The 23,047-nt window shown below is 46.8% G+C and carries 20 protein-coding genes; 9 read left to right on the forward strand and 11 right to left on the reverse strand.

Annotated features, from left to right (window positions below):
* Positions 1–108 precede the first annotated feature (108 nt).
* Entirely contained in the window at positions 109–1,356 is a 1,248-nt protein-coding gene (locus ACO0KW_RS09005) for an MFS transporter (protein ID WP_423052746.1), read from the reverse strand.
* 370 nt (positions 1,357–1,726) lie between these two features.
* Here ACO0KW_RS09005 and uvrA point away from each other — a divergent pair, with 370 nt between their 5' ends.
* Positions 1,727–4,594: an excinuclease ABC subunit UvrA gene (gene uvrA, locus ACO0KW_RS09010; protein ID WP_423053453.1), complete on the forward strand. Its 2,868-nt coding sequence runs from the start codon at positions 1,727–1,729 to the stop codon at positions 4,592–4,594.
* Positions 4,595–4,765: 171 nt separating this feature from the next.
* Positions 4,766–5,344: an aminoacyl-tRNA hydrolase gene (gene pth / locus ACO0KW_RS09015; RefSeq protein WP_423052747.1), complete on the forward strand. Its 579-nt coding sequence runs from the start codon at positions 4,766–4,768 to the stop codon at positions 5,342–5,344.
* Between the two features lie 186 nt (positions 5,345–5,530).
* Here pth and ACO0KW_RS09020 read toward each other — a convergent pair whose 3' ends face one another.
* From ACO0KW_RS09020 to ACO0KW_RS09035, 4 genes are all read right to left on the reverse strand, one after another.
* On the reverse strand, positions 5,531–8,326 hold the full coding sequence (locus tag ACO0KW_RS09020) for a TonB-dependent receptor plug domain-containing protein (RefSeq protein WP_423052748.1): 2,796 nt from the start codon (positions 8,324–8,326) through the stop codon (positions 5,531–5,533).
* A gap of 428 nt (positions 8,327–8,754) precedes the next feature.
* A complete protein-coding gene (locus tag ACO0KW_RS09025; protein WP_423052749.1) occupies positions 8,755–8,940 on the reverse strand; it encodes a hypothetical protein in 186 nt (61 codons plus the stop codon).
* A 6-nt stretch (positions 8,941–8,946) separates the two neighbouring features.
* Complete coding sequence (locus ACO0KW_RS09030) at positions 8,947–9,426, reverse strand: hypothetical protein (protein ID WP_423052750.1); 480 nt, start codon at positions 9,424–9,426, stop codon at positions 8,947–8,949.
* Between the two features lie 148 nt (positions 9,427–9,574).
* Positions 9,575–10,498, reverse strand: a complete 924-nt coding sequence (locus ACO0KW_RS09035; RefSeq protein ID WP_423052751.1) for an SPFH domain-containing protein — start codon at positions 10,496–10,498, stop codon at positions 9,575–9,577.
* A 198-nt stretch (positions 10,499–10,696) separates the two neighbouring features.
* Between ACO0KW_RS09035 and ACO0KW_RS09040 the strand changes: the two genes are divergently transcribed.
* Together ACO0KW_RS09040 and ychF are read left to right on the forward strand one after the other, a co-directional pair.
* A complete protein-coding gene (locus ACO0KW_RS09040) occupies positions 10,697–12,082 on the forward strand; it encodes an MATE family efflux transporter (protein WP_423052752.1) in 1,386 nt (461 codons plus the stop codon).
* Between the two features lie 133 nt (positions 12,083–12,215).
* Positions 12,216–13,307, forward strand: a complete 1,092-nt coding sequence (gene ychF, locus ACO0KW_RS09045) for a redox-regulated ATPase YchF (protein ID WP_423052753.1) — start codon at positions 12,216–12,218, stop codon at positions 13,305–13,307.
* A gap of 127 nt (positions 13,308–13,434) precedes the next feature.
* Here the strand turns inward: ychF and ACO0KW_RS09050 are convergent, their stop codons facing one another.
* Positions 13,435–14,283 (reverse strand): hypothetical protein, encoded by an 849-nt coding sequence (locus ACO0KW_RS09050; protein ID WP_423052754.1) that lies wholly within the window; start codon positions 14,281–14,283, stop codon positions 13,435–13,437.
* Positions 14,284–14,593: 310 nt separating this feature from the next.
* On the opposite strand from ACO0KW_RS09050, the gene ACO0KW_RS09055 reads away from it, so the two are divergent.
* Entirely contained in the window at positions 14,594–15,682 is a 1,089-nt protein-coding gene (locus ACO0KW_RS09055; protein WP_423052755.1) for a DUF484 family protein, read from the forward strand.
* 13 nt (positions 15,683–15,695) lie between these two features.
* Here ACO0KW_RS09055 and ACO0KW_RS09060 read toward each other — a convergent pair whose 3' ends face one another.
* The 3 genes from ACO0KW_RS09060 to rsmD form a co-directional block, all read right to left on the reverse strand.
* Positions 15,696–15,956: a YfhL family 4Fe-4S dicluster ferredoxin gene (locus ACO0KW_RS09060; protein ID WP_423052756.1), complete on the reverse strand. Its 261-nt coding sequence runs from the start codon at positions 15,954–15,956 to the stop codon at positions 15,696–15,698.
* Positions 15,957–16,046: 90 nt separating this feature from the next.
* Positions 16,047–16,535 carry a pantetheine-phosphate adenylyltransferase gene (gene coaD / locus ACO0KW_RS09065; protein WP_186917029.1) on the reverse strand — a complete coding sequence of 163 codons (489 nt, stop codon included), beginning with the start codon at positions 16,533–16,535 and terminating at the stop codon, positions 16,047–16,049.
* A gap of 101 nt (positions 16,536–16,636) precedes the next feature.
* Complete coding sequence (gene rsmD, locus ACO0KW_RS09070; RefSeq protein WP_423052757.1) at positions 16,637–17,317, reverse strand: 16S rRNA (guanine(966)-N(2))-methyltransferase RsmD; 681 nt, start codon at positions 17,315–17,317, stop codon at positions 16,637–16,639.
* A 170-nt stretch (positions 17,318–17,487) separates the two neighbouring features.
* Here rsmD and ftsY point away from each other — a divergent pair, with 170 nt between their 5' ends.
* The 4 genes from ftsY (at position 17,488) to rpoH (ending at position 21,431) form a co-directional block, all read left to right on the forward strand.
* Positions 17,488–18,615, forward strand: a complete 1,128-nt coding sequence (ftsY, locus tag ACO0KW_RS09075) for a signal recognition particle-docking protein FtsY (RefSeq protein WP_423052758.1) — start codon at positions 17,488–17,490, stop codon at positions 18,613–18,615.
* Between the two features lie 32 nt (positions 18,616–18,647).
* Positions 18,648–19,346 carry a cell division ATP-binding protein FtsE gene (locus ACO0KW_RS09080; protein WP_423052759.1) on the forward strand — a complete coding sequence of 233 codons (699 nt, stop codon included), beginning with the start codon at positions 18,648–18,650 and terminating at the stop codon, positions 19,344–19,346.
* A 28-nt stretch (positions 19,347–19,374) separates the two neighbouring features.
* Positions 19,375–20,292, forward strand: a complete 918-nt coding sequence (locus ACO0KW_RS09085; protein WP_423052760.1) for a cell division protein FtsX — start codon at positions 19,375–19,377, stop codon at positions 20,290–20,292.
* A 239-nt stretch (positions 20,293–20,531) separates the two neighbouring features.
* A complete protein-coding gene (gene rpoH, locus ACO0KW_RS09090) occupies positions 20,532–21,431 on the forward strand; it encodes an RNA polymerase sigma factor RpoH (RefSeq protein ID WP_423052761.1) in 900 nt (299 codons plus the stop codon).
* Positions 21,432–21,546: 115 nt separating this feature from the next.
* Here rpoH and ACO0KW_RS09095 read toward each other — a convergent pair whose 3' ends face one another.
* Positions 21,547–22,107: an SCO family protein gene (locus tag ACO0KW_RS09095; protein WP_423053454.1), complete on the reverse strand. Its 561-nt coding sequence runs from the start codon at positions 22,105–22,107 to the stop codon at positions 21,547–21,549.
* 52 nt (positions 22,108–22,159) lie between these two features.
* Positions 22,160–23,044 carry a heme o synthase gene (cyoE, locus tag ACO0KW_RS09100; protein WP_423052762.1) on the reverse strand — a complete coding sequence of 295 codons (885 nt, stop codon included), beginning with the start codon at positions 23,042–23,044 and terminating at the stop codon, positions 22,160–22,162.
* Positions 23,045–23,047: the final 3 nt, after the last annotated feature.

The raw sequence follows: 23,047 nt of genomic DNA on the forward strand, positions 1-23,047 counted from the left end.
TCCTACACTCTAAAATAATTTATCAACGTAACTCGCGTGTTTCAATAGATCAAAAATGCTTTCCATACAGGAGGACAAATTTGCTTACTGCGTTTCTGTAAATGTTGGCTAAACCTTGCTAGCGATGTCGCCAGAATTTGCAGAATCCGGTTTGCTGGCGCGCTTGGGCAATTCCGGCATCCGGCTTGCGATTATAAGCCAGATCAAAGACAAAACTGCAGTAAATATAAACACCGAACTAGCACTGATATGTTGCTTCATCCAACCACCAACAAAGCCACCACAAGCCAAACCCAGCGCTTGCAAAGTGTTATACACACCGAGCGCGGCACCTTTCGCTGAAGGTGGCGCCAGACGGGAAACTAAAGAAGGCTGGCTCGCTTCCAAAATATTAAAGGCAAGGAAGAAAGCAAACAACATGGCGATCAACATCGTGGCATTTTCCAGAAAACCCCAAAAGCCCAATTGCACCAACATCAGTAAGGCAATCGACCAGACAAAAATCTGCTTCATTTTGCCACTGCGCTCGCCACGCATAATCGCCAACAACATGAAAAAGAAAGAACCAAAAACCACTGGCAAATACACTTCCCAATGCTGATCGAGTGGCAAATGCGCGTATTGCACTAATGCCGAAGGAACCACGACAAACATAGCGACCTGGCTCAGATGCAATACAAACACGCCTAAATTCAAGCGCATCAATTCAGGATTTTTCAATACCGCAATGAGCGGTACTTTCACTGTCGGTAACGACGGCGCATCTGGGGTAATCCAAGTCACGACGCCGATCGCTGCAATCGCCATGATCGCGGTTAGAATAAAAATGCCATCCATGCCTATGCGTTGATACAAAACAGGTGCTAACACCAGCGACAGGGCAAAACTAATTCCAATAGAGCCACCAACCATTGCCATCGCCTTGGTGCGATGTTCTTCTCGCGTGGTGTCAGCAAGTAATGCAGTGATCGCCGCAGAAATCGCGCCAGCGCCCTGCACTGCACGGCCTATCAAGATACCCATCACCGTGTGAGACATTGCCGCAATGACCGCTCCTACTGCGAACAAAATCAAGCCGACAATAATTACTGGCTTGCGACCATACTTATCAGATGCCATACCGAAGACGATCTGCAGACAGGCTTGAGTCAGACCATAAATCCCCATTGCCATGCCGACCAAGGCCGTATTATCGCCATCCGGCAACGTTTTGGCATGAATCGCAAAAATCGGCAAAAGCAAAAATAAGCCGAACATGCGTAGGGCAAAAATAGATGCCAAGGACGCGCCAGCCCGAATTTCGGACGACGACATCTTGCTTGAGACCAATGTGGAAGCGAGCGGTTGTGAGCTCATAGGTGTTGCGCTATTCATAAGACTAATACAGCAAAAAAACCAGCAAAATTCAGGCAATAACCGAGTGTCGGCATCCCTGACCATGATTCTCGGGACAATTTGATTCGACACCCGCGCTTATTTTTGAAAACCCGTTATAGTATCAGGTTGCTCGCTTTTCATTTCGAATTGCGGCTCAGAATTGCGTTTGTTCGATTGACTGAGATTAAATCCCGTTTCAAAAGATGGGAAACATCATGAATTGAATAAATATTCTTTTCTTTATTGCACTTAGCATCTTTTCATTCGCAGGAATTGTTTCATGACCACTAGCAAAACTAAGAAATCCCTGAAGTCTGCGCCCGCAGAAATCGAATTCGATCTCGTGGACATGCCGCTCCCCAAAAAGGACGCGATCCGGGTTCGTGGTGCACGTACGCATAATCTGAAAAACATCAGCATTGATCTACCACGCAATAAGCTGGTGGTGATTACCGGCTTATCAGGCTCAGGTAAGTCTTCGTTGGCGTTTGATACTTTGTATGCAGAAGGCCAGCGTCGTTATGTGGAATCCTTATCTGCCTATGCCCGCCAGTTTTTGCAATTAATGGAAAAGCCCGACGTGGATTTGATAGAAGGTTTATCGCCAGCGATTTCTATCGAGCAAAAAGCGACTTCGCATAATCCACGCTCGACCGTCGGCACCGTCACCGAAATTCACGACTACTTGCGTTTGCTGTATGCGCGCGTAGGCACGCCATATTGCCCAGATCACCCAGAAAATCCTTTAGCGGCACAATCCGTTTCGCAAATGGTCGATGCGGTATTAGCCATGCCAGAAGACAGCAAGCTAATGATTTTGGCGCCCGTGGTGTCGAATCGTAAAGGCGAGCACGTCGATTTATTCGAAGCAATGCAGGCGCAGGGCTTCGTACGTTTTCGCGTGCAAAGTGGCACGCACGATGCGAAGATTTACGATGTCGATGATTTACCAAAACTCAAAAAAACCGAAAAGCACACGATCGCTGTGGTCGTCGATCGCGTCAAAGTCAAAGCCGACATCAAGCAACGCTTAGCAGAATCTTTTGAAACCTGTCTGCGCATCGCCGAAGGTCGTGCCTTGGTGGTTGATATGGATAGCGGTCACGAGCAATTATTCTCTAACAAATTTGCTTGCCCGACCTGCGGCTACAGTTTGCAAGAATTAGAACCGCGTTTATTCTCATTCAATAATCCTATGGGCGCTTGCCCTGAATGCGATGGTCTCGGTCACATAGAATTTTTTGATCCGAAGCGCATCGTCGCTTTCCCGAATTTATCCTTAGCGAGCGGCGCGGTCAAAGGCTGGGATAGACGCAATCAATTCTACTTCCAAATGCTGTCAAACCTGGCGGCCTTTTATGATTTTGATCTAGACGTGCCGTTTGAACAGTTATCCGAAGCCGCACAACAAGTGGTCTTGTATGGCTCTGGCAAACAAAGCATACCGTTCACCTACATCAATGAAAAAGGTCGTACTGTCGTCAAGGAACATACGTTTGAAGGCGTCGTCACCAATTTGCAAAGGCGCTATCGCGAAACCGATTCAATGGCGGTGAAAGAAGAGCTGGCCAAGTTCATCAATGAAAAAGAATGTCCGTCCTGCCAAGGTGCGCGTTTGCGCGTCGAAGCCCGATTCGTCAAAGTCGGCATGGGAAAACAAGAACGCGCAATTTATGAAATCAGTGCGATGCCTTTGCGTGAAGGCATGGAGTTTTTCAGCAAGTTAAAACTCACCGGATCGAAACGCGACATCGCAGATCGTATCATTAAAGAAATCAGCTCACGTCTGACATTCTTAAACAATGTCGGTCTCGACTACTTATCACTAGATCGCAGCGCAGATACTTTGTCTGGTGGCGAGGCACAGCGGATTCGCCTCGCCTCACAAATCGGTTCTGGCTTGACGGGTGTGATGTACGTTTTGGATGAACCATCTATTGGCTTGCATCAACGCGACAATGATCGCTTGATCGGCACCCTCAAACATTTGCGTGATATTGGCAATAGCGTTCTCGTGGTTGAGCATGATGAAGACGCCATTCGCTGCGCCGACTTTATTGTCGACATGGGTCTCGGTGCAGGTGTGCATGGTGGTGAAATCATTGCGCAAGGTTCGCTCGACGACATCATGCAAAGCACGCGCTCGTTGACTGCCCAATATTTATCCGGCGCTTTAGAAATTGAAGTACCGAAAAAACGCGCGGCCTTTAATCCGGAAAAACAATTCGTGATCTCAGGCGCGACTGGCAACAACTTGAAAAAAGTCACGATGAGATTGCCCGTCGGTTTACTGACTTGCGTGACCGGCGTTTCCGGTTCGGGCAAATCGACTTTGGTCAACGATACTTTATACCTGGCAGCATCGCGTCATCTCTATGGATCGCAAACTGAACCAGCCGCATTTGAAAGTATCAGCGGACTAGAGCATTTTGATAAAGTCATTGCCGTCGATCAAGCACCGATTGGTCGTACACCACGTTCCAATCCTGCGACCTACACTGGCCTGTTCACACCGATACGCGATTTGTTTGCGACCGTACCGGTCGCCAAAGAACGTGGCTATAGCGCAGGACGTTTCTCATTCAATGTCAAAGGCGGACGCTGCGAAGCTTGCCAGGGCGATGGCGTAATCAAAGTTGAAATGCACTTTTTGCCTGACGTGTATGTCCCTTGCGACGTCTGTCACGGCAAACGCTACAACCGCGAAACCTTGGAAGTGCAATACAAGGGCAAGAACATCAACGAGATCTTGGCGATGACGGTGGAAGATGCACATGAGTTCTTCAAGCCTGTGCCTTTGATTGCCCGTAAATTGCAAACCCTGTTAGACGTGGGTCTAGGCTATATTCGCCTCGGTCAAAGCGCCACTACACTGTCGGGCGGCGAAGCACAACGTGTGAAGTTATCTTTAGAATTGTCCAAGCGCGATACGGGTCGTACCTTGTATATTTTAGATGAGCCTACGACTGGTTTGCATTTCCACGATATCGCTTTGCTGTTGAAGGTTATTCATCGCTTGCGTGATCAAGGCAATACGGTCGTCATCATTGAGCACAATCTGGATGTGATTAAAACCGCGGACTGGATCGTGGATATGGGGCCAGAAGGTGGCGCTGGCGGTGGACGTATTATTGCAAGTGGTACGCCGGAAGATGTGGCAGCGAATGAGCACAGTGTGACGGGGCATTATTTGCTGCCTTTGTTGAAGAAGAAGTGATCGCAGTGGTAGGGCGGGTGAAACCCGCGCCGCCAGACCATTAAGCGACTGAGCAGCGCGGGTTTGACCCGCCCTACAAAAAACGGATACATCGGCATTAAGGAAGAAGAAGCTCTGCGCTCTCTGCACCCCTGCGGCAAAGCTTTTGACATAAAAAACTTTTAAATTATTATGAGCATCAAACTAATCGTAGGCCTAGGCAACCCAGGCCCTGAATATGAGCAAACCCGACACAATGCAGGTTTCTGGCTAGTCGATCAACTTGCTGGCAGCGGCTTACAACGCGACAAAAATTTCAATGCCTTAGTCGCGAAGACGCGCATTGCAGATGAAGAAGTTTGGCTGTTGCAACCACAAACTTTTATGAATCGATCTGGGCAATCAGTCGGTGCGATATGTCGCTTTTATAAAATCTTGCCAGAGCAAGTATTGGTTGTGCATGATGAACTCGACATCGCACCAGGCCTCACCAAACTCAAAAAAGGCGGCTCCTCCGGTGGCCACAACGGCCTCAAAGACATCACTGCAGCGCTTGGCACCCAAGACTACTGGCGCATGCGCATAGGCATCGGTCATCCACGTACTTTAAATTTGCAACAAGGCGTCGCGGATTTTGTATTGCATAGGCCACGCAAAGAAGAACAGCCTTTAATCGATGAATCAATTGCGCGTGGGCTAGAAGTCATTCCGCAATTAGTGAAAGGCGAATTTGCGGATGCGATGACAAAGTTACATACGATCACAAAGTAAATTCGATTCTCAGTTGGCTCGCAGTCAGCGTGATAAAAAACCCGTCGCAACAGAAGTTGGACGGGTTTTTTATTACGTTAGCGATGAACGAGCACCGATAGAACATCGAGTGAACATTCAAGGAATATTGAACGAACTAAGCGTGCGTTCAATATTCCAATGACAAGGACTAATTAAAGAAACAAATTAGAACTTGTAAGTTGCGTTCACATACACAGTACGGAAACTTGGTGACCAGCCACCGCGCCAGTCAGTTGGATTTTCCGTTTGGAAGACATTACCAACGTACAAGTTCAGTTTTGTGTTTTTGAAGCCAGAATATGTCAGGCTATAGTTCACAAATGTACCCGCATCGATACGCTCACAAGTTGCCATGTTTTCTGGCGCGACTTTTTGCGTTACGCAGTAGGTTGGAGAAGCCAGGCTGTTTGCGCTGTAACCACTGAAGTAATTAACGATTACAGCATTGTCCCACTTGCCTGTCTTCAATGCAGCGACAACTTTCGCTTCCATCTGTCCGCCGCGATCATAAGTACCGCTCAGGTTCTTATTCCACTTGCCGTCTGCCACACTATAAGTCTGGTAGTTCAACTCGTAGTTACCTTCCAATTGCAGACGCAAAGTACCGAGGCCATCGAGCTTGATACGGGATGTCAAATCAAAATCAAAACCAGAAGCACGTGTTTTACCTGTGTTCACGTATGGGTTGTAAACCAAGCCCAACTTACCAATGTTTTGAAAGCCTACCGCATTAGTCGGCGCATATTTTTTCACCAAAGCCAAGAACTCATTGTCGGTCGCTGTATTATCAACGCGCAACAACTGACCTGCAGGCAAAGATGCTTCACCTTTCAAGATATCCGTCACAGAACGAGTACCGATTTCATCTTGGCGTTCGATATTGAAGTAATCAATCGCGAAAGACCATTGCTTCGTTGGTGCAAACACCAAGCCCATAGTGTAAGAACGTGAAGTCTCTGGTGCCAGATTTGGATTGGATGCCACAAAGCTTGGTAAGCCAGCAGAACAGTCGTTTGAACGGTAGCTGTTACCCAAGGCTTTGTCCGCTGTCGTCGCTGTCTTGCTGTTCTGAATCAGGTTATTCAATTCAGTCGCGATTGGGCAGCGACGCAAATCATTCACACCCGTTGCAACAGAGCTACGACCTAAACCGTTACCAGATTCAACAATGTTTGGTGCGCGGAAACCACCGGATGCCGTTGCACGCAACAACAGGCTGTCTGTTGCGGTGTAACGCAAGCCGAGTTTTGGAGAAACGTGGGCATCGAAGTCGCCTTGTTTATCCGCACGCAAAGCTGCGCTGACTTCAAAGTTTTTGACGACTGGAATTGTCGCTTCTGAAAAGATCGCGTATTGATTACGTGTGTCTTTAACTTGCAAACCGAAGATACCTACCAACTCACCGTTCAAGACATTGTCTGAACTCTTCATTTCATAAGCTTCACGACGCACGTCTGCACCCAGCGCGAAAGACAATGGGCCCGCTGGCAATTGCATTAATTCACCAGTCAATGTACCGTCTAAGAAAGAGATCGTAGACTTACCTTTAGTAGTACGAATCGGGAACATAGTTTCCAACAGAGCGCGGTCATTTTGCTTGCCGAAGACATAGGTCTTGTTGATGATCGCATCTGTGTAGCCTTTTGCACTGACTGCACGGGTCGCTTTGTCAGCAGAAGATTCCATGTGGCCGAAAGCTGATTTCCAGTCGTAAGCTCCCACAGTGCCTTCCAATGCCAACATCGCGCGATATTGGTCAGTGTTCGTCTTGTTAAAGTTGAAGCCATTACCTGTATCCATCATACGCGCACGATATTCAACTGGCGTTGTGTATGGATTATTTGGATGACCGACTGGCAGTTTTGGATAGGTGAACGGACCAACCATTTTTCCGCCATACACGTTGTACCAAATGCTGCTTGAAGTCGTGGTAGATCCGTTACTGACATTGAATGGTGTCAAGATATAGGAGTCGTAAGAATTGGAATACGTCAATTCGAAATTCGCGTCGATTTCTTTACCGATTTTGAAATGCGTACTACTTGCCAATGCATAGCGCTCACTGTTAGTGGTAATGCCGCTGTATGGCAGAATATCCATCTTACATTGCTTGTCGACTGGATCGATGTCACCAGCTGGACAACCTGGAGCTGCGACGATATTGGTACTGCTCAAGAAGTAGTTACCCGTTGGGGAGAAAGAGCTCTTCGCATCCCAAGTCGAGCGACCTGGTGTTTGACGGTGCCATTCTGGGTATTGGTTACGCAAATCACCCGTCGTGTAACCGTCACGCTTAACGCCTTCGATATTCAAGTAGGTATTGAAACCATCTTTATTCACATCGCCGAATCCATAGATTGCGGAGACATTACGATTACGCAGATCGGAGAAGTTTTCTGCTGTCGAGTAACCAGCCTTGACTTGGCCGCCTTGGAAATTCTTACGCAAGATGATATTGATAACGCCAGCGATTGCGTCAGAACCGTAGATCGCAGATGCGCCATCTTTCAAAATTTCGATACGCTCAATCGCATCTGCTGCGATTGCATTCAGGTTCGTAAAGTTGTCTTGAGCACCGTCAGCCAAACCGTATGGGGCGATACGACGACCATTCACCAATACCAGAGTCGCGACTTTACCCAAACCACGCATACCGGCCGCTGACGCACCCGTTGCGAAGCTACCAGAGCTGCTGCTCGCTGCATTCAAGCTAGTACCAACCGCGACGGAATCAGTCAAAATACCCAGTGCAGTCGTTGCACCAGTGCGCTCGATATCTTCGCGCGTCATGATCTGTACGGATGCGGATGTTTCAACAGAAGTACGCTTGATACTGGAACCAGTAATTTCAATCTTCTGTACTTTTGGTTCTGCTTCTTGTGCAAAAGCAGGTGCTATAGCAACCAGTGTGTGCACCACACCGATCGCCATCAGGGCTTTAGTCATCTGTTTGAGTTTCATAGTTTTTCTCTTGAGTTTGTTGAAAAATTCTCATTAACTAGGCATTTTTGCGATCTACACTTCGATACAAAAAAACTAAATTATGAAATATTATTTTCATTATTAAGGTAAAGCAGCTTGCAATAATACAAGAAGTTTTCACACAAGATCTAGAACTATTTGAATTTCCTCTTCTAATCGGCCTTTTACCAGCAAAATTAATGGCAAGAAATTATTAATTTTTATGAAAATAAAATTTCATAAAAATATATAAACCCAAAAACAAGTAACCTGCTTACTACGCACTTGTCAAAGACCTAACTTAAAACGATTTATGGAAATGAGGAATCACATAAACTAAGCCTGCCAATGCATCAGAATGGCCAGCACTTAATTTTGGTTTGCCTGCGAGTATGTGTTGCTCATGTTAGCAACACGCGGGCGGATACTTATTCAGACTCTTTACTTGAATCAACAATAGGGAGTTTGCGACCACGCTCTTTCAATGCTTGACGCAACAAATATTCCACCTGCGCGTTCGCACTGCGCAACTCCTGTGCAGCCATACGCTCGATCTCAGTCCAGAGCACTGGATCGATACGCAGGGGAAAAGATTTTTTACTTGGACTGGCCATTGCAATTTAATTTGAATTGGAAAGCTGTAAGTTCAATTTTTCGCACAAAACTTCCGGCTCGGCACAGCCCAGACGAATTTTGCTCCCGTCCATCTTGTAGATCCTTACAGCACCGGATCCTGCGGCGTTATACAGCATGCCTTCTCGGGTAAAACGGATTCCTTTACCCTCATACCACTTGGTTTGACACGGCTCAACACGCTGAATCTGTGAAATCTTTAACTCCCACTTCGGCCACTTCAGCAATCCAAAATGCCAGCGCAAAGTCTCTTGATCGAGTTGGATGCTTAAGTGTGCAAACATCGCAAGCGCAATCAGATTGATCAGCGACATCAGTACAATTACCTTTACCAGCAACGCCGCTTTTTGTTCTGGCGCGGCATCGACACCAAACAACGCGACGCCCAAGGTACTTAAAGGTAGCAATACCCACAGCAGGACAACCCACTGCCGTGATTGATAATTTTTCGTCTTACTGTTTTTCATATATTTTTTACGATTCATCGGTGAACTTGCGATCTTGATTGCTGACCGATTTTTTGTTCGCTGCGACTCCTGCGCATACTCCTATCAGCAAAATAATTAGGACTGCTGTCATGGCACTCTCCAAAGTTTCTCAAATTTAACAGATCTTTTAATTGTACAAAGTACCCGTATTGATCACCGGCTGAGTTTCTTTATCTGAACACAGTACGACCAAAAGATTACTTACCATTGCGGCTTTCCGTTCATCATCCAACTCCACAATCTTGCGTTCAGACAAGCCGAGTAAAGCTTCTTCCACCATCGTCACGGCACCATGCACAATCTTCTTACGTGCACTGATAATGGCCTCAGCTTGCTGCCGACGCAACATGACTTGAGCAATTTCTTGGGCGTAGGCTAAATGTGTCAACTTGGCATCTTCCACATCAATCCCTGCCGCAACGAAGCGATTATGCAATTCCTGACGCATCGCATTCGCCACGACATCCATGCCAGCACGCAAAGTCGTTTCGCCTTCTGCCAAGTCTTCACCATCATCATAGGCATACTGCGCGGCCAGATGCCTAATCGCCGCTTCCGCCTGAACATGGACAAATCGCTCGAAATCATCGACGTTATAAATTGCCAAAGCAGTCTCTTCAACACGCCAAACAATCGCCGCGCCAATCTCAACCGGATTACCACGCTTATCATTCACCTTTAATGGTGGCGTATTCAAAGTACGGGCGCGCAAACTGATTTTGCGTTTATTGAACAGAAAATTCGCCCAACGCAAACCTTCGCTACGATCAGTGCCTTTATATTCGCCAAACAAAGACAACATCGCCGCTTCGTTCGGTTGCAACATATACAGACCGGCAAAAATCATCGTTCCGAATACATTTAAAGCCAACTTTGCCAGCACACTCAATAAACTAGTCTCTGTATTATTGATCAATAAATAAATACCCACCACATGCAAAATGAGTCCACACGCCAGCATGGCATAGCCATCCATAGACTGTAATTGACGCTCTTGAATTTCTTTTCTACTGATCAGTTTTTTACTGATTACTTGCTTTTCCGCATCCATCGTCTTCTCCGTGAAAAAACCTTGGCAAGCACATGCTTACCTGTTTATCGCTTTACAACTGAAATCAAAGTGATATCACTTTAGGATCACCTGGGATGAATGTCAAGCAAATTTGAAAAATATTTTCAGAGTACGACAACCACCACAATTAGCAGTTCAGGTAAGATGATCCGCTATAGAAGAATTCCACCCCCCTCCATGAAAACCACAATACTTACTGAGCTAGGCAAGCTTTGGCAAATCGCATGGCCAGTGCTCATAGGGCAGCTTGCCACGGTCGGCATGTCGGTTGCCGACGTTGCGATGACAGGTCATCTTAGTGCACAAGATTTGGCAGCGGTTGCTCTCGGTGCGTCGCTGTGGTCTATTGTATTAGTGACCGTAATGGGCATTATGATCGCGATTAATGCAGTAGTCGCACATGAAGTCGGAGCCGGCGCTTTCGATAAAATCCCCCATATTATGCGGCAGTCGATGTGGATGGCATTTGGTGTCGGCATCATCGCTTGTGCACTATTAAACATGTCGACTATCGTTTTCGATTATTTACAACTCGAAACCTTGGTACAACAAAAAGCCACCCAATTTGTACGCGTGATCAGCATTGGAATGCCAGCGTTTGCCATGTACCGTGCGCTGTACAGTTACACCACGAGCTTGAATGAAACCAAACCCGTGATGATGATCGCGCTACTGGGGTTAGCATTTAATGTTGTCGTCAACTACTTGTTCATCTACGGAAAATTTGGCTTACCGCATTTGGGCTCCACCGGCTGCGCACTGGCAACTGGAATCGCCATGTGGTTAATGCTCGGTGCCATGCTGTGGTGGACTCACCGCGCGCCGGTCTATCAACAGACGTTTCCGTTTACCCACAGAGAAGCGCCTAAATGGAGCGAAATCCGCTCTATGCTAAAAATAGGACTACCGATCGGTGTGACCTATTTCGCCGAAGTGTCTGCATTTTGTGCAGTCGGTTTACTGGTTGCGAGATTTGGCGTCATTGCTATCTCCGCAAATCAAATTGCCTTGAATTTTTCTTCCCTAATCTTTATGGTACCGATGAGTCTGGGCATTGCATTGACTACGCGGGTTAGTCAGACTTTGGGCGAGGGCAACGTGGTTCATGCACGCTTCGTATCCTGGACTGGCGTCGGTATTGCCTTAGTGTTCGCGGTTATTTCAGCTAGCTTCATGACCTTAATGCGCTATCAGGTTGCGGCAGCCTACACTTCTGATCCAGCGGTACAGGAAGTTGCTGCAAACTTACTTTTATTGGCAGCGATTTTCCAATTATCCGATGCGGCACAAGTCACCTTTTCTTGCGCACTGCGCGGCTACAAAGTGACGCGTATTCCCATGCTTATCCACATCATGGCATTTTATGGATTCGCTTTACCAATCGGACTGACCTTAGGCTTAGCACCTGCTTGGGTGCCTTGGGCGCCATCGAAGCCTATGGAAGCGAGTGGATTTTGGATAGGTTTAGTTTTAGGGCTGACGGTAGCGGCAATATTGCTCGGCCTATTCTTACATAGGCTATCGAGTACACGAATTGCATATCATCTCAATTCGACAGAATAGGCAGAACCAGCCCCGTCTACGATGGAATAAGCCGAGCCTAAAAGCACATAGTGTAAAATAACGGATTAATTCCCATAATCTTTCTATTTGCGCAAGAAGTTGTTTGCGCATCTATTTCTGAGCAAAGTTCATCATGAGTCTTCAATGCGGCATCGTCGGCCTTCCTAACGTCGGCAAATCTACCCTCTTCAATGCCCTGACTAAAGCAGGCATTCCGGCAGAAAACTATCCATTTTGCACGATCGAACCAAACGTCGGTGTGGTTGAAGTACCTGACCCGCGCTTGAAGCAGTTATCCGAAATCGTCAAACCTGAGCGTGTACAAAACGCCATCGTCGAATTCGTCGATATCGCCGGTTTGGTTGCAGGTGCATCCAAAGGTGAGGGCTTAGGCAATCAATTTTTAGCGCACATCCGCGAAACTGACGCCATCGTCAATGTCGTGCGTTGCTTTGAGGATGACAATGTCATCCACGTTGCAGGCAAAGTTAGTCCATTGGATGATATCGAAGTCATTCAAACTGAGCTTTGCTTGGCAGATATGGGATCGGTTGAAAAAGCCATCCACCGAGAAAACAAAAAAGCGCGTTCTGGCGATAAAGACGCGATGAAGTTGGTCACCTTGCTTGAAAAAATCATGCCTGGCTTGAACGATGCTAAGCCAATTCGCGCAATGGGCTTAGATAAAGAAGAAATGGCGCTGATCAAGCCGATGTGCCTAATCACGGCCAAGCCTGCGATGTATGTTGCTAACGTCTCTGACCACGGCTTCACAAACAATCCATTGTTGGATCAATTAAGCACCTACGCAGCGTCACAAAACGCGCCGATAGTGGCAATTTGCGCTTCTATTGAATCTGAAATCGCAGACTTAGATGACGCAGATAAAACCGAATTCTTAGCCGATATGGGTATGGAGGAGCCAGGTCTTGATCGCTTGATCCGCGCCGCATTCAAGCTCCTAGGCTTACAAACTTACTTCACTGCAGGCGTCAAAGAAGTGCGTGCTTGGACTATTCATGTCGGCGACACCGCACCACAGGCAGCTGGCGTCATTCATACGGATTTTGAGCGCGGCTTCATCCGCGCACAAACTATCGCATTTGATGACTACATCAGCCACAAAGGCGAAGCTGGCGCCAAAGAAGCCGGAAAAATGCGCGCCGAAGGCAAGGAATATGTTGTAAAAGATGGTGATGTTTTGAACTTCTTGTTTAACGTCTAAATCGTCAATACTCACTCGCGAGTAGTTTCTCAATAGCACGCTCGCCGTTTCGTTTCTAAAAAAAATCCCAGACACAGTTCTGGGATTTTTCTTTAAGCGCTTACTTCTTCAACGAGCCAGATTTTTCTTACAATTTCACGGCCACATTCAATCCATTCACGTTACGAACTTGTTTCGGCGACGCAGTCTCATCATTATTTTCAAAGCGCAATTCAATCAAGGCATCATCACTAAAATCTGGATTAAATAAAGTGATGGAATAAGTAGACTTTTCTTTGTCTACTAACAAACTTATATGGCGTTCGCCCTGTACCAAAGTCGCTGTCTGCAATCCCATCCAATCAGCTGGAAAACTCAAAATCATTTTTCTAGTCTGACATGGACCACCGACCGCACGCATCAAGTTACGTGCAACGAATGGTAAGTCGTCATAGTGAATGGCCCAGAACATTTCACATTCAAGTCGTAAATCACCCAAGCGCCGATGATTGACAGCAACACCTGTGCTTTGCACCAGTGGCCACCAACGAAACATTTCCTTCTTTCGATTGATCATCAACTCGGCTTGTTGCGAGACCGCCTGTTCATCGCGCGGCAACACAAAACTGCCGTCACTGGCCAAGGGAATTGTGCGACTGTATTCATCGCTTGCTAGTCGCAAATTCAAGCCTGACAAACTCACGTCCAGACGACGCGGTTTCAATATGAATTGAGGCGATGCTTGCGGTGCGTGCGCATGATGTTTTTCAAAAGCATCTAAGCCCTTGAGCATCACGCGGTAGGATTTCCAATCAGGATTTTTTATGCTGCTGATTTCTACCGTTTGATCCGCGGTTTGATCCGGGCTCACATGGTCGGTTCGGACGTCCTGAATAATGTCTTTTTCTTGCAAACGCTCTTGCGCATCTAATCGCTGCATGACACTCAATAACGCGATTGCACTGAGCAATAACAAGTGGTGCGGAAATTTTCTCATAGTCCTGTTTCTAAGAATTTGAAGTCCTTTATTTGCTTCTTGTAGCAAACCAGTAGATCAAACAAGTTGATTGTGTTGCGACTTCACATTGATTCACAAGCGAAACAATGTGGTTTCAGGGCGACAAATCTTCCCCTTGGGATAACTGATTCAAGTCCCCTCACCTGTTAAACAATGTGAGTTGACACGCACAGCAACGACACCATGATATATTAATACCAATGTTGCAAATTTGTTTGTCTTCTTCTCTCGGCACATAAACTCTATGGACAAGTCATTGACCACCAGTACCACTCATCTTGGTGATGCTATGCATAATGAAGTACATATTGTGCGTGCACAACTACAAGATCTTATCAGCGAAGCGCGCCACAATCAGTCGATTTTAAACCGCCATCAAACCTTGGATTTGCAACTGATTGGGGCACATAGTTTTCGCGAATTACTACAACATATTTTTGTGACGCTCGCAGAAATTTGCGAACTTGATCAAGTCAGTCTGAGTTTAGTGAATACCCAGCACAACTTGCAAGAGATGCTGGCCGATCTGAAAATCGACAAGGAAGAATTCCCTTTTCTCTTGTTCGCCCAAACCGAAACAGATTTACAAATTGCAGGGCATCCTCTGAAAAAGCCAATACTCGGCGAATTCGATCAGACCATGCACCAGTCTTTGTTTGCGTGCTGTTTCGAACAACCTGTCAGCGTTGCAATTATTCCCTTAATCCGGCAAAGTAAATTAATTGGCAGTTTAAATTTGGGTAGTGCACAACCTGAACGCTTCGTCAGTGACATGGGTACCGACTTCATAGAACGTTTGGCTTCCATCATCGCCATTTGCCTGGAAAACGTGATCAATAGTGAGCGCCTGACACAAATTGGCTTAACCGATGCACTCACCAACGTCAGCAACCGACGTTGCGTGGAACAACGCATGCTTGAAGAAATTGCGCGAGCGCGTCGTCAACATTACAGCATAGCTTGCATGTATCTGGATATAGATCACTTTAAGAAAATCAATGACCTTCATGGCCATCAAGGTGGCGATGAAGTTTTAAAAGAAGCTGCGAAACGGATTAAAGCAGAATTGCGTCTGAGCGATACGATAGGACGTTTTGGCGGCGAAGAATTTGTGGTGCTTCTGATTAACACTAGTCACGACAATGCAAAACACGTCGCGGAACGGATACGGAAGAGCATCGCCGATAAAGCCTTCTTGTTGAGCATGACGGGCGCCTGTGATGTTAGTTTGTCGATAGGAATAGCAACCTTATCTGACAATCATAATTCAGGGGAAATTGAAAACACTGCGCAGGCGCTGTTATCAAGAGCTGATCGTGCTTTATACGATGCAAAAGAGAAAGGGCGCAACTGCGTATGCGAAGCGCCGGATGTATGAGTCTGCAACGAGCTTAGTTTTTTTTAGCTGCCGCTTGTAAGGCGTCGTATTTTGCCATTAGCTGCTCTTTGCTTTCGCGCCAGGCAGGATTAAATGGGATGCAGCTTACCGGACAGACCTGCTGACATTGTGGCTCATCGTAATGACCGACACATTCTGTACATTTGTTCGGATCGATTTCGTAAATCTCTGGTCCCATATAAATTGCTTCATTTGGGCATTCAGGTTCACATACATCGCAATTGATGCAATCGTCGGTAATTAATAAGGCCATAATTTCACTTTTTACTGGCGTCAGCTGACGCGCTAATTTTCTACTTACTATTTACTTACTATTCGTTTGCCACAAACTACGCACTGCGTTTCACTTGTTTTGTTCGGCAATTTTCTTCTTCAGCCACGCATCAACTGAGGGAAAAACAAATTTAGAAACATCTCCGCCAAATTGTGCAATTTCACGCACGATCGTGCCGGAAATAAATTGATATTGATCAGATGGCGTCAGGAACATCGTTTCTACGTCAGGCAATAAATAGCGATTCATGCCTGCCATTTGAAACTCATACTCGAAGTCGGAGACCGCTCGCAGACCGCGCACAATCACGCGCGCATCATTCTTGCGTACAAAATCTTTGAGCAAGCCTGAAAAACTCTCCACCCTGACATTCGGATAATGTCCCAATACTTCATTCGCAATACTAAGACGCTCCTCCAAAGAGAAGAAAGGCTTCTTATTCTTACTGTCAGCAACGCCGACAATCAATGTATCAAACAAGCCAGATGCACGACGCACTAAGTCTTCATGTCCGCGCGTCAGCGGATCAAATGTTCCAGGATAAACTGCTGTGACCATGACATTTCCCTTGGTGGAATGGTGTTTGTGATTTTGTTTTTACTAAGTCCTTATGCAACACTCAACTTAGTTTTCATTTTAGACGCGCATTATCCCAGATTTTATACAGGTTCACCCGACTCGGTGTTGCGTTGCAACAAATGAAAGTAGACACTACCCGCTTTATCCTCGCGCAAAATGTGCCAACCTTGTGCCCAAGCCGGTGCTATTGTCCCTGAATCAAGCCTCAGCGCTTGCTCAGACTCTACATACAAAATTCCCGCTGGCTTCAGCAAATCAGCGCAAAGTGGCAGAATTTTTTCTAAAAATCCCAGATTAAAAGGGGGATCAAGAAAGATCAAATCAAACTTTTGTTGACTAGTCAGCAAATTCTTTACCAACAAGAGTGCGTCACCACGCAGCAAACGAACCTGCTCGGCACGCAATTTCTCTTTAGTTTGTTCTAATTGTTTATACGCGGGGGCGAATGCCTCAAACATAGTCACCTGACTAGCGCCACGACTGGCCGCCTCAAAGCCTAAGGCTCCGCTACCAGCGAACATATCGAGGCAGGATACATTATTCCACTGACCATTAAGTAAATGATGCAACCAGTTAAAGACCGTTTCACGTACCCGGTCAGGGGTAGGCCTTAAGCCATCGGCACTGATCACAGTCAAAGGCGTACGCTTCCAGAGTCCACCGATGATTCTGACCTGATGACTGGCTTGACGATGGGGGCTGCGCGCTAGAGGCTGCGTAGGCTGCGATGCTGGATTCTGGCGATTCTTGTTGTGATTCATAGCGGGGGCGGAAAATCGACGGTCTGCTCTGTTAGAATGGCAGCATTCTAAAGGTTTTTCGTCACAACACCGCAATTGTCTGCCTTGCGATAAGTATTTTCCTGATTGCATCTCTCATTTGCATCGATAGCGAACAATCTCAACACCACTCTTAACGTAAAAATTCATCAATGTTTAGCTTTTTCAGAAAAAAAACGCCAGAGCCAATATCAACGCCACCTAGCGTAGAAATCAAAGAACATCAGTCAGACACTTTGCCCTCTGTCCCACTCTCAGAAGCCAGGAACGACATCAGCGGCACTAACAGCCAAGATATTGCGAGTGAGGGCACTCAACGCGCGACAGAGGAACCTGTGGCCTCGAGCACCGAGGCACGCGTTGAACCAGTTGCTGCACCCGCCAAGCAATCTTGGATTGCACGCCTCAAGCAAGGCCTGGCGAAGACATCATCCAACCTGACAACACTGTTTATTGGCGCTCGTATTGATGATGATCTATACGATGAGTTAGAGGCTGCTTTACTTACCGCGGATGCTGGTGTCGAAGCAACCATGCATTTGCTTGAAAACCTAAAGCGCAAAGTTAAAGAAGAAAAATTAACTGAAGCCGAACAAGTCAAAGCTGCGCTAAAAGTGCTGCTATTGGATTTGCTGAGCCCTTTGCAGAAACCATTTGAACTAGGTCGCTTTCAGCCGCTGGTCATGATGATCGCAGGCGTCAATGGAGCTGGCAAAACCACTACCATAGGCAAACTTGCCAAACACATGCAAGTACATAATCAATCGGTGGTGTTAGCCGCTGGCGATACCTTCCGTGCCGCGGCACGCGAACAATTGATGGTATGGGGTGAACGCAATAACATTACGGTGATCGCACAAGAATCCGGTGACCCGGCGGCAGTCGCGTTTGACGCTGTCGCCTCCGCCAAAGCACGTGGTACGAATGTCGTGATGGTCGATACCGCGGGTCGCTTGCCGACACAACTGCATCTGATGGAAGAACTTAAAAAAATAAAGCGTGTGATCGCCAAAGGTATGGACGGCGCACCGCAAGAAATATTGTTGGTGATTGACGGGAATACTGGACAGAACGCACTGGCGCAAGTGAAGGCGTTTGATGATGCCCTGCAATTGACGGGTTTGATCATTACCAAGCTTGATGGCACCGCAAAAGGTGGCGTGTTAGCAGCCATTGCCAAGACTCGCCCTATCCCGGTGTATTTCATTGGTGTGGGCGAACAAATCGAAGACTTGCAAGCCTTCAACGCCCAGGAATTTGTTGACGCTTTGCTGCAATAATCTGACTGATCCACGAAAGACGAAAGTTTGCGATGATCGAATTCCAACATGTAAGCAAAGCTTATGCGAATGATGTATACGCCTTACGCGATGTGTCCTTGAGTATTGGCGATGGCGAATTAGTGTTTCTGGCAGGACCGTCTGGTGCAGGTAAGTCAACCTTGCTCCGTATGATTGCCGGGCTGGAGAAGCCCAGCAATGGCATGGTGTTAATGAACGGCCAAAACATCAGTAAATTAAAAGCTGGCAGCCTGCCATATCTGCGCCGCAAATTAGGTTTAATTTTGCAAGGGCAAGGTTTACTGCTTGATCGCAGTGTATTGGCGAATGTGATGCTACCGATGATCGTCGTTGGCGAGTCTGTCAGCGAGGCAGAAACCCGTGCCCGCGCAGCTTTAGAGCGACTTAATATGCTGGACAAAGCGAGCTCATCGCCGCTCGAACTCTCTGGCGGCGAACAACAGCGTGTAGCGATTGCGCGAGCGATAGTGAATCGTCCGCAAATCATTCTAGCTGACGAACCTAGTGCTTATCTTGATCGCGATAATGCCATCATCGTCATCAATGCTTTGAAGGCCTTTCAACGTTCAGGCGTAACTTGCATTATCTCCAGCCACGATGAGCAATTCTTAGATCAAGCCAATCGGGTAATTTATCTGAGCAAGGGAGAGGTCAAAGATTCCTGGACTTCCTCAGTAAGCGCGAACATCAGCGCCACCATCACTGCCTAAAAATAGAATTCGCTAGGATACAAAGATCATGACTAACTGGTTCCGCCAACATGCTTATGCTTTGCGTAGCGCACTCACCCATTTACGAGCTGCGCCGGGCAATTTTCTTTTTAACGTGCTGGTGGTGGCGATTGCCTTATCACTGCCAATCGCGGGTCTGACCATCTTGGAGAACATTCGTCCGGTTGCCTCACAATTGTCGATAGAACCGGAAGTCAGTGTTTTTTTGAAACCAGAAATGGCAAGCGCCGATGCGGCAAACTTGCAAACGCCCATCAAGAAAACGCTTAAAGACCTGCAAATTAACGCCAAACTGCGTTTCGTCGCCAAAGACAAAGCGTTGGCAACAATGGAAGGCACGAATAGTCTGGCAGAAGTGTTAGCCACATTGGGAGGCAATCCCTTGCCCGACGCCTTTGTCATATCGCTTTCGAATTCGGACAGCGCCAAGTTAGAGCAACTCACGACAGCTTTGCGTGGACTCGATCATGTCGATGTAGTCCAAGTCGACTCCGAGTGGGTCAAGCGTCTGGCAGCGTTACTGCACGTGGCACAGATGGCCTTGTTGTTCTTAGCCGGCACCCTAGCAGTCGTCGTGATTGTCGTAATTTTTAATGCGACACGCTTGCAAGTGATCTCCCACCAAGCCGAAATTAGCGTGAGCCGGATGTTGGGCGCGACCAATAGCTTTATTCATAAGCCGTATTACTACACAGGTGCGATGTTAGGTGTACTCGCAGGCGGTCTCGCTTTGGGATTCGTCGCGCTTTCTTTACAGCCATTAAATCAAGCCATCGCGGAATTTGCCAAGCTATACGCGTCTGAATTCCATCTCAGCCCGCTCGGCCTATTGCCAAGTCTAGGTTTAATTGTCGTCAGTAAGTTACTTGGTTTGAGTGGCGCCTACCTTTCAGTACGTCGACAATTATCAAAAATTCCACATTAAGCTGACTCGATTCGAATTCCCACCTGCAACTTTCCTAGTATTCTTCGGTCTACATTGTCAATTAAATAGCGAATAAGCGAAAAAAATTAGGCTTTTAATAGCGAAGCACTTGAAATTCGACAAAATAAACAGATTATTAGCACTCATCTCGATTGAGTGCTAATATTAGAACTTGAAGATACCTGAAGTAGTTGGGTATGGCTCGACAGATACAATCTGATTTGATATCAGGAGGAAACATGACACAAACATCAGCACAAGGCCTTTTGCATTCTTCGGACAGCACCGCTTTAGCACTGGGGTTTACCGGTACTTTGGGCAATATTGACGCCTATATTTCTGCGGTCAATCGTTTGCCTATGTTAACCCAGGAAGAAGAAATCGATCTAGCAACCAAGTTAAAACTGCACAACGATTTGAGTGCTGCGCAGCAATTGGTTATGTCGCACTTGCGTCTGGTCGTCTCAATTGCACGTGGCTACTTAGGTTATGGTCTGCCACATGCAGATTTGATTCAAGAAGGCAATATCGGCTTGATGAAAGCCGTCAAACGTTTTGATCCAGATCAGGGTGTGCGCTTAGTTTCCTATGCGATGCACTGGATCAAAGCAGAGATGCACGAATACATCTTAAAAAACTGGCGCTTGGTGAAAGTGGCTACGACTAAGGCGCAACGTAAGTTGTTCTTTAATCTACGTTCGAATAAAGAAGGCTTAGATTCAATGACGCCTTCACAAATCGACAATCTAGCAAGTAAATTAGACGTCAAGCGCGAAGATGTCATCGAGATGGAAATGCGTCTCTCTGGTCGTGATGTCGCTTTAGATGGTTCTAGTGATGACGAAGACGAAAAATTTGCACCTATAGCCTATTTGAAAACCGAAGCTGGTGAACCAAGCAATGTCATCGAAGCACAGCAGTATGATCGCTTGCAAGGTGAAGGCCTAGAATCTGCTTTAGCTAAACTCGATCCTCGCTCACGCCGTATCATTGAATCACGCTGGTTGCAGAACGATGATGGTTCAGGTGCTACTCTGCATGAACTGGCAGAGGAATATGGCGTTTCAGCTGAACGTATTCGTCAAATTGAAAGTGCTGCTTTGAAAAAGATGAAAGGCGCATTGAGCGAATACGCTTGAAACAACCGGATTCGCTAAGTTGCGTAGTTGGCGATCACAAAAAAGGCACTCATCGAGTGCCTTTTGTTTTATCTGAAATACAGACTAGCTGTCCCTACCGTGCCAAGATCAATGACTACTGCAGCAGTATCTTTAAGTCATGCACAATCGCGTTGGTCTTTTGTCCATACTGAACATAGAGACGAATTCTTCCTTCCGGATCAAACACGTAGCTCGCCGCTGTATGATCCATCGTGTAGGTATCTGGTGTTTTACCAGGACTCTTTTGATAGAACACCTTAAATTCTTTTGCCACTTTTGCGGTGGCTTCTGCATTTCCATACAGACCGAGGAAGCGTTTATCAAAATTTGGTACGTAGGCGGCCAACAATTCTTGCGTATCGCGCTCAGGATCAACGGTAACAAACAAGACTTGCACGCGATCGGCTAAGGGACCAAGTTGCGTCATGACTTTGGACATCTCAAACATCGTTGTCGGACACACATCTGGACATTGTGTGTAACCAAAAAACAGCACTACTGCCTTGCCCTTAAAATCGGCCAAAGTACGCGGCTGACCGTTTTGATCAATCAACGAAAAATCTTTCGCGTATTCCAATCCAGTCAAATCTGTATTCACGAATTTCTCAGTTTGCTTACTACACGCACCGAGCATCAAGCTAAGCGCAACCGTCATTGCCAACCATATGGAGCGGGTCCAGCGCGCGTGCAAAGAAAGAGTTTTCATATCAGAATTTAATGTAATGATCGATCAATAAGGCGGCGAATAACAGCGACAGATAAACAATAGAAAAAGTAAAAGTCTTGCGCGCCAATACGTCATCATAATGACGGTAAATTCGCCATGCATACCATAGGAAAGCTAAGCCCAAAATAATCGCACTGACCAAATAAATCATGCCACTCATTTTGACCGCATACGGCATCAAGGTTGTGGCGAATAAAGCTATCGTGTACAGCCAGATATGAAAACGAGTAAATTCAAGACCATGTGTAATTGGCAGCATAGGCAAACCAGATTTCGCATAGTCGTCACGTCTGTACATGGCCAACGCCCAAAAATGTGGCGGCGTCCAAACGAAAATAATCAACACTAACAACCACGCTTGCATCGGCACTTCATTCGCGATCGCTGCCCAACCCAACGCTGGGGGCATAGCGCCAGACAAGCCACCGATCACAATATTTTGTGGCGTTGCTGGCTTCAGAATAATCGTATATATCACCGCGTAGCCAACAAAAGTCACAAAGGTCAGCCACATCGTCAAAGGGTTAACTAAAGCATATAAGATCCACATGCCAGCTCCGCCGATTACTCCGGAAAATAGCAAAATTTGCTGAGTGGTCATTTCACCCTGCGCACTCGGACGCCGCGCTGTGCGTGCCATGCGCGCATCGATTTCACGCTCGACCAGACAATTCACCGCAAATGCGGCACCGGCTAATAACCAGATTCCTATCGTCGCTGGCACCACGATGCGCCAGTCAGGCAATTCTGGAGTCGCCAGAAACATGCCTATCACAGCACAAAACACAGCTAACTGCGTAACACGCGGCTTGGTCAGTGCAACATACTGCGAGAGACGATTAATCAAAATACGAGGCTTGGTCATTAT

Origin of the sequence: Undibacterium sp. Ji22W, from assembly GCF_049340305.1 — a bacterium.
Lineage (GTDB): Bacteria > Pseudomonadota > Gammaproteobacteria > Burkholderiales > Burkholderiaceae_D > Undibacterium.